This is a genomic window from Sphingomonas sp. LaA6.9, from assembly GCF_022601895.1.
Lineage (GTDB): Bacteria > Pseudomonadota > Alphaproteobacteria > Sphingomonadales > Sphingomonadaceae > Sphingobium_A.
The window spans coordinates 19,141-32,406 of record NZ_JAKVIO010000024.1; the positions used below are offsets into that span (position 1 = coordinate 19,141).

The 13,266-nt window shown below is 65.4% G+C and carries 13 protein-coding genes and 1 tRNA gene; 2 read left to right on the plus strand and 12 right to left on the minus strand.

What is annotated here, in order from left to right:
• Positions 1-233: 233 nt before the first annotated feature.
• From MKI88_RS12900 to MKI88_RS12950, 11 genes are all read right to left on the minus strand, one after another.
• Positions 234-1,163 (minus strand): HEPN domain-containing protein, encoded by a 930-nt coding sequence (locus MKI88_RS12900; protein ID WP_241631797.1) that lies wholly within the window; start codon positions 1,161-1,163, stop codon positions 234-236.
• A gap of 2 nt (positions 1,164-1,165) precedes the next feature.
• Positions 1,166-1,567, minus strand: a complete 402-nt coding sequence (locus tag MKI88_RS12905; RefSeq protein ID WP_241631798.1) for an Arm DNA-binding domain-containing protein — start codon at positions 1,565-1,567, stop codon at positions 1,166-1,168.
• 121 nt (positions 1,568-1,688) lie between these two features.
• A tRNA-Phe gene (locus MKI88_RS12910) sits at positions 1,689-1,764 on the minus strand.
• Positions 1,765-1,803: 39 nt separating this feature from the next.
• Positions 1,804-2,085 (minus strand): DNA gyrase inhibitor YacG, encoded by a 282-nt coding sequence (locus MKI88_RS12915; RefSeq protein WP_407073353.1) that lies wholly within the window; start codon positions 2,083-2,085, stop codon positions 1,804-1,806.
• Complete coding sequence (locus MKI88_RS12920) at positions 1,991-2,992, minus strand: ribonuclease (RefSeq protein ID WP_241631800.1); 1,002 nt, start codon at positions 2,990-2,992, stop codon at positions 1,991-1,993. The genes MKI88_RS12915 and MKI88_RS12920 overlap by 95 nt, the downstream gene beginning before the upstream one ends.
• Positions 2,985-3,557, minus strand: coding sequence for a nucleoside triphosphate pyrophosphatase (locus MKI88_RS12925; protein ID WP_241631801.1), 573 nt, complete (start codon positions 3,555-3,557; stop codon positions 2,985-2,987). Before MKI88_RS12925 ends, MKI88_RS12920 begins: the two co-directional genes overlap by 8 nt.
• Positions 3,558-3,573: 16 nt before the next feature.
• A complete protein-coding gene (gene infA, locus MKI88_RS12930) occupies positions 3,574-3,792 on the minus strand; it encodes a translation initiation factor IF-1 (protein WP_003049127.1) in 219 nt (72 codons plus the stop codon).
• Positions 3,793-3,873: 81 nt separating this feature from the next.
• Complete coding sequence (locus MKI88_RS12935; RefSeq protein WP_241631802.1) at positions 3,874-4,695, minus strand: ATP-binding protein; 822 nt, start codon at positions 4,693-4,695, stop codon at positions 3,874-3,876.
• A gap of 31 nt (positions 4,696-4,726) precedes the next feature.
• Positions 4,727-6,097: a PEP-CTERM-box response regulator transcription factor gene (gene prsR / locus MKI88_RS12940; RefSeq protein ID WP_241631803.1), complete on the minus strand. Its 1,371-nt coding sequence runs from the start codon at positions 6,095-6,097 to the stop codon at positions 4,727-4,729.
• A complete protein-coding gene (prsK, locus tag MKI88_RS12945) occupies positions 6,094-8,178 on the minus strand; it encodes an XrtA/PEP-CTERM system histidine kinase PrsK (protein WP_241631804.1) in 2,085 nt (694 codons plus the stop codon). The genes prsR and prsK overlap by 4 nt, the downstream gene beginning before the upstream one ends.
• An 11-nt stretch (positions 8,179-8,189) precedes the next feature.
• Positions 8,190-9,578: a TIGR03013 family XrtA/PEP-CTERM system glycosyltransferase gene (locus MKI88_RS12950; protein WP_241631805.1), complete on the minus strand. Its 1,389-nt coding sequence runs from the start codon at positions 9,576-9,578 to the stop codon at positions 8,190-8,192.
• A gap of 159 nt (positions 9,579-9,737) precedes the next feature.
• Here MKI88_RS12950 and MKI88_RS12955 point away from each other — a divergent pair, with 159 nt between their 5' ends.
• Positions 9,738-10,802, plus strand: coding sequence for a mannose-1-phosphate guanylyltransferase/mannose-6-phosphate isomerase (locus MKI88_RS12955; RefSeq protein ID WP_241631806.1), 1,065 nt, complete (start codon positions 9,738-9,740; stop codon positions 10,800-10,802).
• A complete protein-coding gene (locus MKI88_RS12960; RefSeq protein ID WP_241631807.1) occupies positions 10,799-11,752 on the plus strand; it encodes an aldo/keto reductase in 954 nt (317 codons plus the stop codon). The genes MKI88_RS12955 and MKI88_RS12960 overlap by 4 nt, the downstream gene beginning before the upstream one ends.
• A gap of 57 nt (positions 11,753-11,809) precedes the next feature.
• Here the strand turns inward: MKI88_RS12960 and MKI88_RS12965 are convergent, their stop codons facing one another.
• Entirely contained in the window at positions 11,810-13,195 is a 1,386-nt protein-coding gene (locus MKI88_RS12965) for a short-chain fatty acyl-CoA regulator family protein (protein WP_241631808.1), read from the minus strand.
• Positions 13,196-13,266: the final 71 nt, after the last annotated feature.

Here is a 13,266-nt window from a genome sequence, read left to right on the forward strand (position 1 = left end):
GGGCGGGTGTCAGTGCCCACCGTGCTGGCCTCGGCCCGCCGATAGTGCTGCCTGTCGGAAACGTCCCACGCAGCAGGCATAGATTCGGCGGTAGGCCCAACCTGAAAGAACGTATGGCCCGCCCCGTTTGCAACTAGGACTTACGGTGTTCTGATCAGTCTGCGTCAACCTCAAATACGGCGTCCTCTGACAAGGGCGCGCGCCGAGCCAGATGGGAACTCGATTTGACCGCGTCAGGCCTTGGCCGAGGCGGCCTGTTCGAGTTCGGCGAGGCGCTCGCTGCAGATGATATGCACGATGCGGCCGAGTTCCTCGACGCGTTCGCCGAGCCAGGTCAGTTCTTCCTCGGTGATGCGGTAATGCTTCGAGTACCTTGCCTTCACATAGGCGTCCTTCAGCTTCTCAAACCGCGCGCGGTCGCGCTTGGTCTCGCGCGGCCAGGCGTCGATCAGGCGGCGGTCGAGGCGCTCGGCCTGCGTGCGCAGGAAGCCCAGATTGTGAACGTGGGGGGTGTAGAATGTCCTGACGAGTAGGAGCCCGTGATAGAGGGCTTCGGCCGTTTGATGGAGATCAAAGGCCGCCTGTTTTGTGTAGCCTTTGTCGAGGTGAAACTGTGCTCCCTCGAAACGCTTCATTGCGTTGGGAAACCACTCGTCGAAATACTCCTTCGCCATCGCCAGCGCCTGTTCGGGCGTCTTGGGCTTGGGGGTATGAAGCTCGCTGTCCTCGCTCTCGTAGAGCGCGATTCCGTCCTTCGCGATGTCCATGAAAAAGTACCGGCCATGGGCCAGGCCGTCATTCACTTCGCCCAGCGTATGGACGATGAAATTGACCGGGGTCCTGATCGTCTGCGTGATCGAGAACTCGCGGATCAGGCGGTCTTCGGCCTTCTCCCAGAACTTGATCGGGTCGGTGAGGCGCTGATTGTTGACGATGATCAGCAGGTCGAAATCGGACTGGTAGCCCTTGGCAGTGTGCGGCTCGTCGACCCAGTTTCCGCGCGCATAGCTGCCGTAGAGAATGACCTTGAGGATGCGTCCCTTCTTCTTCCAGTCATGCGTGCCAAGCGCGGTTGCATCCTCGAATTCCTCGAAGATGATCTTGAGCACACGCTCGAGATCGCGCTGTTTGGCGGCGGGAAGATGATCGAGGTCCTTGCGCATGGTCAGCGATCTTTTCGTGGAGCGTCAGCGCTTTGGCAAGGCTGGCATGTTCGAAGGCATGCCACCCTCCCCGGTTCCGGGGGAGGGTGGATTTTCGGGTCACCATCCTCATCGTGAAGCGCGCGGGCCAGGTGGAGCAATGCAGCCGCGATATGCGCCTCGACCTCGGCGCTGGTGATGTCGAGCCGTTCGGCGATGACGCCATAAGGAAGGTCATCGATCCTGTGCATCCCTGCATGACGATAATCCATCCGCCAGTAGCGCGCGCCGTCCGGCCGCACGAGCGGAGAGAGCCCGTACAGGTCGCTGACCTTGAAAGACTTGTCCCCTGGTTTGATTCTGCGAATGGCCGCATCGGTGAGCGTGACGGTATCTGTCCCGGTACCGTTTCCAGATACCGTCAATGTACCGTCCTCATCAAAAACTGGCAACGGATCGGCCCGGTTTGGTGCGGATCAGGTACCGCCAAAAAGGCCAATAACTGCCGTTTCTTTGGACGTATGCGGAAGTCTGTGGAAGGAGGGATGGTGCCCGGGGACGGAGTCGAACCGCCGACACTGCGATTTTCAGTCGCATGCTCTACCAACTGAGCTACCCGGGCATATTCCGACGGCTGCGGAAGCCGGGCCTATAGAGGGGCTCAGCCCTCCCTGTCCAGCCCGTTTTGGTCGTTTTCGTGAAATGTTGAATCGGCGGCCGGACCGGGGATGCGATAGCCGTCGCCGAGCCATTGCAGCAGGTCGCGGTCACGGCAGCCGCGGCTGCAGAAGGGCGTGTGCTCGGCCTGGGCGGGCTTGCCGCAAAGCGGGCATTGGCCGCGCCGGCTCTTAGGGGTGTTCGCTGCTGACATGCCCCGCCGATATGGCGAGCGAGGCCTCCGCGCGCAAGACAAGGCGCGCGCCGATGCGCTTTTCGAGCGCATCGACCCAGTCTGCGCGCGATTCAAGCAGCGCGATGACGGCCGACGCCGCGGCCAGCGTCCGCGCACCATGCCCTCGCGTGCGTTCGGCCTGTCGCAAAAGCGCCACCGCGGCGGCTTGCGTGCGATCGCCTTGGAGCAGTTCGGGCAGTGCCACATGGGTGCGTCGCCGCACGACCTGCAGGAAGCCAAAGCCGTTGACCGCGGTGCGCTCAAAGGGCTGGGGCAGCGTTGCGTCGAGCGCTTCAGCCGCGGCGATTCGCTCGGCCTTGCCCTGCACGGTTGGTAGGTCGATGCCGATCGAGCCCGCCAGGCCGAAGCGGCGAATCATGCGTCCCGCCGCCGCTGCGCCTGCGATCGCGAGCTGGTCGGGGGGGAGGGTTCCGTCGATGTCGATGAGCGCCATGGCGGGCGTGAGCGACAGTCGCAGATTGCCCCCGATAAATGGCATCTCGCCACATGTGGCCTCTTCAAGCAGTTCGCCCCAGCCCGCGGCTTCGAGCAGATCGGGATCGGTCGGCGAGAGCGTGCGGACAGCGTGGCCGGTTTGCGAGATGCGCTCGTGGAGCGTCGGGCCCATGACCAGCGGGGTGTCGGCGGGAACACCGCGCGCCTTGGCGAGCTTGGCACGGCCCGGCTCGGGGATGCATTCGCGCAGGATTTCGACCGAGAGCAGCGCGCCTTCGGTGACGCCCGCAGGGATCGGTTCGAGCAGCGCCTCCTCGCCACCCTCGATCGTCACGAGGCCGCGCCGGCCGGGTATGAGCAGGCGCGTCAGCCGGCCGCGGACGATCGCTCCCGCGCGTGCTTTGGCGCTGTCGCGTTCGATGTACGCTTCAAGGATCGTGTCATTCTCGACAAGCGCGGCGCGCGCCTCGCCAATGCCGCACTCATAGAGCCATTCAGCCAAGGGGATAGCCCGCCGCCGCCAGCAGCGCGCGCGTCTCGAACAGCGGAAGGCCGACGACCCCGGAATGGCTCCCGCCGAGAAAGCGCACAAACGCTTCGGCATGCCCCTGGATCGCATAGCCGCCCGCCTTGCCGTGCCATTCGCCGGTCGCGAGATAGGCTGCGATCTCGCGCATCTCCAGACGCTTGAACGTGACGATGCTGGTCGAAAGCCGGTGTCGCGCGACGCCCTCGGCATCGATCAGCGTGACCGCGGAATGGACACGGTGGCGTCGGCCCGACAGAAGCTCGAGGCACTGCCGTGCGGTGGTCTCGTCCTCGGCCTTGGGCAGGATCCGGCGACCCGCAGCGACGACGGTATCGGCGGCGAGGACGAGTGTGTGCGGGTGGCGCCCTGCCACCGCGGCCGCTTTCTCGGCCGCGAGGCGTTCTGCATGCGGCGCGGGAAGCTCGGTCTTGCCGGGCGTCTCGTCGACATCGGCGGGGTCGATCGCATCGGGCACGACTCCGATCCGCGCGAGAAGGTCGGCGCGGCGCGGGCTTGCGGAGGCGAGGATCAGGCGCACGGGCCCCGTCCCCGTGTTACTTGAAGCGATAGGTAATCCGACCCTTGGTCAGATCATAGGGCGTGAGCTCAACGAGCACCTCGTCGCCCACGAGTACGCGGATGCGGTTTTTGCGCATCTTGCCGGCGGTGTGACCGAGAATTTCGTGGTCATTCTCGAGCCGGACGCGGAACATGGCATTGGGGAGAAGCTCCACCACCTGCCCGCGCATTTCCAGAAGTTCTTCTTTCGCCATGTAGTCTCTTGTGCTGGATGCGGAAAAATCGCGCCGCCTTAGCGCCAATGGCGCCAAATTGGAAGCGGCGCGGTCAGATAGCTAGATATGCTTGCCTGCGCGCCCTGCAAGCTCGACTGCATAGTGCCAGGCGACCCGGCCCGAGCGGCTCCCGCGCGTCGTCGCCCAGAGCAGCGCATCGGCTGGATCGAAGGCAAGATCGTTCAGCCGCGCATAGGTTTCGACGATTCCCAGATAGGTGTCCTGATCGCAATTGTGGAAGCCGAGGCTCAGCCCGAAGCGGTCCGACAGCGCCATGCGATCGTCGATCACGTCGCGCGGATTGATCGCGCTCTGCTGCTCCTCCATCGCGCGCGGCACGATGTGTCGGCGGTTGGAAGTCACATGGAGCCGAGCATTGGCAGGTCGCGCTTCGGCACCGCCCTCGAGCAACGAGCGCAGATGTCGCGCCTCGCCGCCATTGTCGTCGAATCCGAGATCGTCGATGAACAGCACGAAGGCGCGGCCGATACCCGCAATCTGCGCAAAGAGCGCGGGCAGTTCGGCGAGCCGGTCACCCGGGATCTCGACGAGCGCAATGTCGGCGCCGTCGGCCTGGAGGGCGCCGACCATGCTCTTGACCAGCGCCGACTTGCCCATTCCGCGCGCGCCCCAGAGCAGCACATCGTGCGCCGAATGGCCCGCGGCGAGGCGTCGTCCATTCTCGACAACGGCCGCCCTCTGTGCGTCGATCCCGCCCAATATGTCGAGTGGCAGCGGTTCGAAGGCGCGCGCCGCGGCCAATGTCCCTCCACGCCAGACATAGGCCGGGTACGCCGTCGCGTCGGCGGGCGCCGGCGGAGGCGGCGAGAGCCGTTCGAGCGCGTCGGCGATCCGCGCAATGTCCCGATCATTCCCCGTCATGATGCCCCGATAGGGTCAGTGCCGCGCGGGCTCAAGCATGCATGTCATATTGCTTGAGCAGGTCGTAGAGCGTGGGGCGGCTGATCCCGAGCAGACGCGCGGTATTGGAGATATTGCCTTCGCTGCGCGCGAGCGCGCGGCGGATCGCGCGGCGGTCGGCGCCCTCGCGTGCAGCTTTCAGGTTGATGACGTCGCCGCCATCGTCGCTTCCCACTCGTGCTGGCAGATCGAGATCTGCAGCAGTGACGAGCTTGGCGTCGGCCATAATCACCGCGCGCTTCATCCGGTTCTCCAGCTCGCGCACATTGCCCGGCCACGCCCAGGCGTCGATCGCCGCGAGCGCGTCGGGGGCGAGCCCCTTGACCTGCGGGTTCATCTCGCGCGCAAAACGCAGCAGGAAGTGCCGTGCCAGCAAGACCGCGTCACCAGGCCTTTCGGCGAGCGTCGGGATGCGGACGACGATCTCGGCCAGACGATAGTAAAGATCCTCGCGGAAGCGCCCGTCGGCAATCATGGCCTCGAGATTCTGGTGCGTGGCGCAGACGATGCGCGTGTCGACCGGGATCGGTCTGCGCCCGCCGATGCGCTCGATGACGCGTTCCTGGAGGAAGCGCAGCAACTTCACCTGGAGCGGCAGCGGGATATCACCCACCTCGTCGAGGAACAGCGTGCCGCCTTCGGCGAGCTCGATCTTGCCCTCGGTGGTCTTGACCGCGCCGGTGAACGCGCCCTTTTCATAACCGAACAGCTCGGCTTCCAGCAGGTTTTCAGGGATCGCGGCGCAGTTGATCGCGATGAAACCGTGACGCGCCCGCCCGCTGGCGCGGTGGACGCCGCGCGCGAGCAGTTCCTTGCCCGTACCACTCGCGCCGAGCAGCATCACCGAGACGTCGGCGTTGGCAACGCGCTCGATGGTGCGCGCGACCTTGAGCATCTCGGGCGCCGCGGTGATCATTCCGCCGAGCACCGTCGCATCCTCGCCGCCCGATTCGGCGAGGCGGCGATTCTCCGCCTCAAGTCGCTGGACATGGAAGGCGCGTCCGACGATGAGGCCAAGCTCGTCGATATCGACGGGCTTCTGGTAGAAATCATAGGCGCCCTCCGCGATCGCGCGCAGCGCGCTCTCGCGTGCTCCGTGCCCGGAGGCGACGATGACCTTGAGATCGGGCTTGATCGCGAGCATTTCGGCGAGCGTGGCAAAGCCCTCGCTGGTCCCGTCGGGGTCGGGCGGCAGGCCGAGATCGAGCGTGACGACCGTGGGCTCCTCTGCGCGCAGTGACGCGATCGCGCTCGCGCGGTCGCCCGCCGCGATCACCTCATAATCGTCATAGGCCCAGCGAAGCTGGCGCAGCAGGCCCTCGTCATCCTCGACGATCAGCAATTTGGGCTTAGGCGCGGTCATGGAGTCTCCAGCAATTCTTGGTGTTTGGACTGTGCGGCGGCGGCGGGCAGAGTCACGGTGAAAACGCTGCCCTGACCTTCCAGACTTTCGACATCGACGCGCCCGCCCATCGCGGTCACAAGCGCGCGCGCTTCAAAGGCGCCGACACCGAAGCCGCCCTCCTTGGTGGAAGCAAAGGGCTTGAACAGATTGGCGCGGATGAACTCGGCGGACATGCCGGTCCCCATGTCCCTGACCTCGATTGCGACCTCTTCGCCGCGATCAACCACCTTGAGCGTTACGGGCTCATTGGGTGGGCTCGCGTCGACCGCATTCTGGAGCAGGTGGGCGAGCGCCTGTTCGAGACGTGCCGGATCGGCGAGCAGCATCGGATCACCCGATACCATCGCGACTACGGGATGCTGCGATCGGCGCGCCGACGCCAGCGCCTCGACGATGCGCGCGGCGGAGACGGGGCGCGGTTCTTCGGGGCGCCCCTTGTTGTGCTGCGACAGCCGGGCGAGGAGGTCGTTCATCTTGCCGACCGAACTCTGGAGCGTTGCGACCATGTCCGCGCGGAACTCGGGATTGTCGGCATGGCGCTCCGCGTTGCGCGCGACGAGGCTCAGCTGGCTGACCAGATTCTTGATGTCGTGCATGATGAAGGCGAAGCGACGGTTGAATTCGTCGAAGCGACGCGCATCGTTGAGGGCTTCCTCGCCGCGCGCCTCGGCGAGATAGCTCGCGACCTGGCGGCCGGCCAGACGCAGCAGGTCGAAATCTTCCCAGTCGAGCTTGCGCGCGACGCGCGAGCGTTCGAGCAGCACGGCGCCCTGGAGCCGATTGAAATGAAGCAGCGGGACGATTGCCCAGGCCCCGGTTTCGGCGAGCATCCATTCGGGGACGAGCGCGGCTTCGGCGTCATCGCCATCGGACGTGAGACGCAACGCGTCGAGCTCGATGATCCGTCCGGTGGTTTCGAGATGATGGACAAGATCGGCGCCTGCCGCGCGCAGCGGGACCTCGGCGGTGCGCCAGTTCATCCGGGCCTGCGGCACCATTCCGCCATCATCGGCGGGAACGAGGAGCATCCCGCCGGGCGAATCGGTGATGTCCGCCACCGCCTTGACGATGCGCTGGTCGAGTGGAGCGGCGTGTTCGGCGGGGCGACCCAGCGTGTCGGTAAAGCGCAGCCATTCTTCGCGATAATCGTAGCGATGCGCGAAGAAATGCTTGGCGATCTTGACGTTGAACCATGCCCGAAAGCGTGCAGAGGGCAACAGCACGAGTGCAGCCACCGCGGTGCCGACGACGAACACGACCTGGATGATGCGGACATAATCGCCGCCCAGCCAGTTGAGCGCGTTGGTGACGAGCACCACCGCGACCAGATAGCCGCCGATCGCGGCGAGCGAGAAGGACTGAAAGGCGACAGTGCGCGACAGGCGCATCTGCCACTGATCGTTGCGCCGCGCCGCCAGCCCGAAGATCGGCGCAAGCATCGCCATGACGAGGCCGCGCATCGCGAGCAGTTCGACCGGCCAGTCGCGCGCCAGCCAGGCGAGCGTGTAGAGGTTGAGATCATAGGTCCACATCACGCCGAGTGCGATCATGGGCAGGCGGATACCCCAGCGCGCCTCGGGCGCCGCCGCGGTGTAGAGATTATGGACGAGGACGAGTGCGCCAATGGCCATGATCATGTGGAGCACGAGCAGCGAGAGGCGGACCGCTTCGAGCCCGGCGGCGTCGATCGAAACGAGCAGTGGCGCGAGGTCGATGGCGATCATGCCGAGCCCGATCAGCGACAGCACCGCATAGAGGATCGAGACCGACAGGCGGCGATGGTCGCGTCGCCCCTGTCGCAGCAGCAGGAACATGAAGCCCAGCCACGCCAGATTGCGCAGATTCTCGGTAAGCTCCGCGCTCATCGAGGTCGCGCCGGTGGCGGCCACGGTAAAGCCCCAGCCTGCCGACAGCGCAAGCGCCGCGACCAGTGCGCGGTGAGGGCCGGTACTGCCACCGCGCCGCAATTGCCACACGCACAGCGCGCCGAACAGGATTGCCGCGGCCGCGTGCACCCATTCGCCGAAAAGCGCGATCATCGCGCCGCCACCTAGCGAACGCCCTCGGGCCAAAGGATGACCCGGAGCGTCTGGAGGAGGATGAGCAGATCGAGAAAGGGCGTGTAGTTCTTGGCGTAGTAAAGGTCGTATTCGAGCTTGTGCCGCGCGTCCTCGAGGCTCGCGCCATAGGGATAGTTGATCTGCGCCCAGCCGGTAATGCCGGGTTTCACCATATGGCGTTCGGCATAATAGGGCAGCTTCTGTTCAAGATCGGACACGAATTCGGGGCGTTCGGGACGTGGCCCGACAAAGCTCATCTCGCCCTTGAGCACACTCCAGGCCTGGGGCAGTTCGTCGATCCGCGTCATCCGGAGAATGCGACCGATGCGCGTGACGCGCGGATCGTCCTTCTGCGCCCAGACCGCTTTGCCGTCGCCCTCTGCATCGGTGTGCATCGAGCGAAGTTTGATGATGCTGAAATCCTGACCGAACAGGCCGACGCGCGTTTGCCGGAAAAAGGCGGGCCCGCGGCTTTCGAGCTTCACGAGGATCGCGCCGATGAGGATTAGCGGGCAGGCGAGCAGCAGCAGCAGCGCGCTCGCCACGATGTCGAACAGCCGCTTGGCAATGCTCGAGAACATGCGTCCCGACGAAAAGCCGTCGGAAAAGATGAGCCAGCTCGGATTGACGCTGTCGAGATCGACGCGTCCCGTTTCGCGTTCGAGAAATGTCGATATCTCGTTGACGTGGACGCCCGTGGTCTTGATGCGCAGGAGATCGGCAAGCGGGAGTGCATTGCGTCGCTCCTCGAGCGCAAGCACGACCTCGCTCGTGTTGAGCAGCACGACGTGATCGGCAAGATTGTAGATGGCGTCGCGGTTGATCGCTTCGGGGATCGTCTGCGGCCCGTCGTTCATCCCGACAAAGCCGACGACGGCGAACCCCGAACCCGGACGGCGCGAAAGTGCCTTGATCCGCTCGGCGCGCGCGCCCGCCCCGAGGACGACGACGCGCCGGCGAAACGCCTGTCCGCCCAGCGTCTTGCCGAGCAGGAGCCGCAGCGCGAACAGCAGCGCCGCGGCAAAGCCCATCGCGTAGATAAGGTTGGAGCGCCACAGGCTGACCATCGGAACGAAGAAGAACAGTGTCGAAAGGAAGAGAATTCCGAGCGAGATCGCGACCAGCAGCCGCGCAGCGGCGAAGCGCATCGACTGGAGCGATTCGCTGCCATAGACCCCGACCGCGACCAATGCCGTCTCGAGCGCGATCGCGAAGGCGAGCAACTGCGGAACGCGTGTCGAAACGGGCTCGACGGCCATGCCGATCTGATCGGCGCGAACCACCCAGCCGAGTTCGGCGGCGACGATCAGCAGCGCGAAATCGAGCAGTCCGAGGAACAGCACGGCGTGCGGCACGTAATGTTTGAACAGCCTGATCACCGCGTCTTTTCCGTCCAGCACATCTGCAGCGTAAAAATTTCCGACAGATGGACTGTCGCTCAAATTTACAAAGAAAGGCTGAAGGCAGCGCCACCGTGTGAAAGTTTTTGGTTCCGGCGGGAATTTTTGCGTTAGGAACGGGTCTGGAGGATTTCGCATATGAGCGAACAGCATCGCATCATCCCGGTAATCCTGTCGGGCGGGTCGGGGACACGGCTCTGGCCGATGTCGAGGCCCGAAAGCCCCAAGCAGCTCCTTGCATTGACCGCCGAGGAAACCATGCTGCAACTGACCGCGCAAAGGACGCATGGCGATCCGCGTTTCGCAGCGCCGATGATCGTCGCCAACGAAGTACACACCGACGTCGTCGAGGCGCAGCTCGGCAAGGTGGGAATCACGACGCAAACGCTGATCCTGGAACCGGTCGCGCGCAACACCGCGCCGGCGATCGCGCTCGCCGCGCTCGCCGCGCCCGACCCGCAGGCGCCCTTGCTCGTGATGCCAAGCGATCATGTAATTGCCGATGTCGACGCATTTTTGGACGCGGTGGCGCGCGCATTGCCGACGGTCGAGGAGGGGTGGCTGGCCACCTTCGGGATCACGCCCGAAAAACCCGAGACGGGCTATGGCTATATCCGTATCGGCGCTGAAATCGCGCCCGGCGTTCATCGTGTAGACCGGTTCATCGAGAAGCCCAGCCGGCGCGCGGCCGAGGAGATGATCGCGAAGGGGGGGCATGTCTGGAACGGGGGCATTTTCCTGTTCAGGGCGGACGCCTATCTCGACACGCTCGCTATCCACGCGCCCGATATGCTTGCCGCAGCGCGGCGTGCGATGGACGCGGCGACGTACGACAGCAGGGGCCATATTCATCCCGACACAACGAGTTTTGCGGCCTCGCCGGCGGACTCGATCGACTATGCGGTGATGGAAAAGGCCGAGCGCGTGGCGGTGGTGCCCGTTGCCATGGGCTGGTCGGATCTGGGGTCCTGGGATGCGCTGCATGCGATCAGCAGCTGCGATATCGACGGCAATGCCTGCGATGGCAATGCGATCGTCATCGACAGCCACAATTGCCTGATCCGCACTGACGGGCCGCGCGTGGCGGTGGTCGGCGTGGACGACCTGATCGTGGTCGCGAGCGGCAACGACATCCTGATCCTGCCGCGCGGAAAATCGCAGGATGTGAAGAAGGTCACTCAGGAGCTGGAGCGCACGCGATGAGCGAAATGCGGACGCTGGGACGCAGCGGGCTGAAGACGCCCAGGCTGGTGCTGGGAGGAAACGTCTTCGGGTGGACCGCGGGCGAGGCGACGAGCTTCAAGCTGCTCGACCGCTTCGTTGCCGCGGGCGGGACGATGATCGACACCGCCGATGTCTATTCGGCGTGGATTCCGGGGCACCGGGGCGGCGAATCCGAAACCGTGATCGGGCGCTGGCTGAAGCAGCGCGGACGCCGCGACGATATTCTGATTGCAACCAAGGTGGGCATGATGCCGGGCGAGGGCGGGAGCGGGCTTGCCCCGGCGCGGATCGCGGCCGCCGCCGAAGCCTCGCTCACGCGGCTCAATACCGACTATGTCGATCTCTACTACGCGCATCAGGACGATCCTGCCGTGCCGCAGCAAGCCGTGATCGAAGCATTCGACAGGCTTGTGCTGGCGGGCAAGGTCCGTGCGCTCGGTGCGTCGAACTTTACCGCAGAACGTCTTGCGAGCGCGCTCGATATCAGCGCGAAGCACGGACTTGCGGCCTATTCGGTGGTCCAGCCCGAATTCAACCTCATGACGCGCGACCGGTTCGAGGGAGCGCTGCAGGCGCTCTGTATCGAGGCCGGTCTGGGCGTGTTGCCGTATTTCGGGCTGGCGGCCGGGTTCCTGACCGGAAAATATCGCGGCATCGGCGACCTCGTGAAAAGCCAGCGCGGCGCGCGCATCCAGCCCTATCTGGGCGACCGGGGCGGCAGGGTGCTGGGCGCGATGGATGCGCTGGCGGTCGAGACGGGCGCAACGCTCGCGCAGATCGCGCTCGCGTGGAATGCCGCGCAGCCCGGCGTGACCGCGCCGATCGCGAGCGCGACGAGCGTCGCGCAGCTCGACGAACTGCTGGAGGGGATGACGCTCGAACTCAGCGCGGACCAGCTCGCAAGGCTGGACGCGGCTTCACAGAGCTAATGTCGGCGCGCTTCTCGGCCGAAAAACCGGTGCCCACTTTTTCGGGAAGCGCTCGTATCAATCGCCCGCAAAGCTGAAGGGCGATAGCCCGCGCTCGCGCTCGTTGACGAGCATCGCGCGGCCCGCGGGCGGCGCCGAGCGCTGCGGGCAATCCTGGCGGGTGCAGACGCGGCACCCGAGCCCGATCGGCGTCGCCTCTCCGCCAAGGTCGATGCCGCGCGCAACCGCAAGCGTGCTCGCAAGCGACGCCGAGACGCCGAGCCCAATCGCGAATTCGGCGGTGACGCCGCCATAGCGGCCACCCTGCGGCTGTACGGTGCGCGCGAGCGTGAACCAGCGTGTTTCATCCTCGAGCGCGACAAGCTGACGCATGAGTCGTCCCGGCCGGTCGAAGGCAGCATGCAGCACCCAGAGCGGGCAGCGCCCGTCCGATTCGACGATGGGCGCGGCGCTCGCACCCTCATGACGCTTGGAGACCTGGCCTGCGCGGTCGATGCGTATCATGAAAAAGGGCAGGCCACGCGCTCCGACGCGCTGGAGCGTGGTGAGCCGGTGCGCAACCTGTTCGAAGCCCGCGCCGAAGCGGCGCTGGAGCAGCTCGACATCATAGCCCGTCGCCTCGCACGCGCGCAGGAAGCGCGCATAGGGCATCATCAGCGCGGCCGCGAAATAGCTGAGCAGATGGCGACGATAGAGGCGCTCGGCGACCCGATCGGTGAAGCCGGCGCCCCTGACGAGTGCGTCGATCTCGGCGCGTGCCTCGTTCTGCGCGAGCTGGAACCCCGCGGCGAAGGTGCGCGAGGCGGGATCGAGCATCTCTGAGAGCTGGAGCTGGCGCGCATGCAGGTCGAGGCGGCGCAACCGGTCGGGCATGACGTCGACGGGGAGGATGCGGATCGAGAGCTGGTGGCGCGTGCGCAGCCGCTCGGCGATCGCGCCGTAAAGGTCGCCCGCGCCCAGCCGAAGTTCGTCCGCGATCGACTCGGCCTGCGCGTCGAGATCGGGGAAATGGTTGCGCCAGCGCGCGATCTCGCCGCGGACGAGCGCGATGCTGTCGGCCTCTCCCGCATCCGCGGCTTCGCCCGCACGCAGCCGGTCGAAGGCGCGCGCAAAGGCCTCGGCGGTGGCAGGCGCAGCGGCGAGCCATTCATCGACCTCGGCGCGATCGATCTCGAGATCGGCGAATATCGGGTCGGCGAGCCGGCGGCGGAGCGCTGCGGCACCACCCCCCGGCTCATCGCCCGAGAGCGTGCGCGGGTCGAAATCGAACTGCTCGGCGAGCCGCAGCAGCAGCGTCGCCGACAAGGGGCGCTGGTTGCGCTCGATCAGGTTGAGATAGCTCGCCGAAATGTCGAGCATCTCGGCCATCGCGGCCTGGGTGAGCCCGCCGCCGCGCCTGAGGCGCCTGATGGCATGGCCCGCAAAGAGTTTCTGTTCAGCCATGAAACGGATTTGTCAATTTACGTACAACATGACAAGAAAATTATGCTCATCGCGCACGTCATCACACGAAA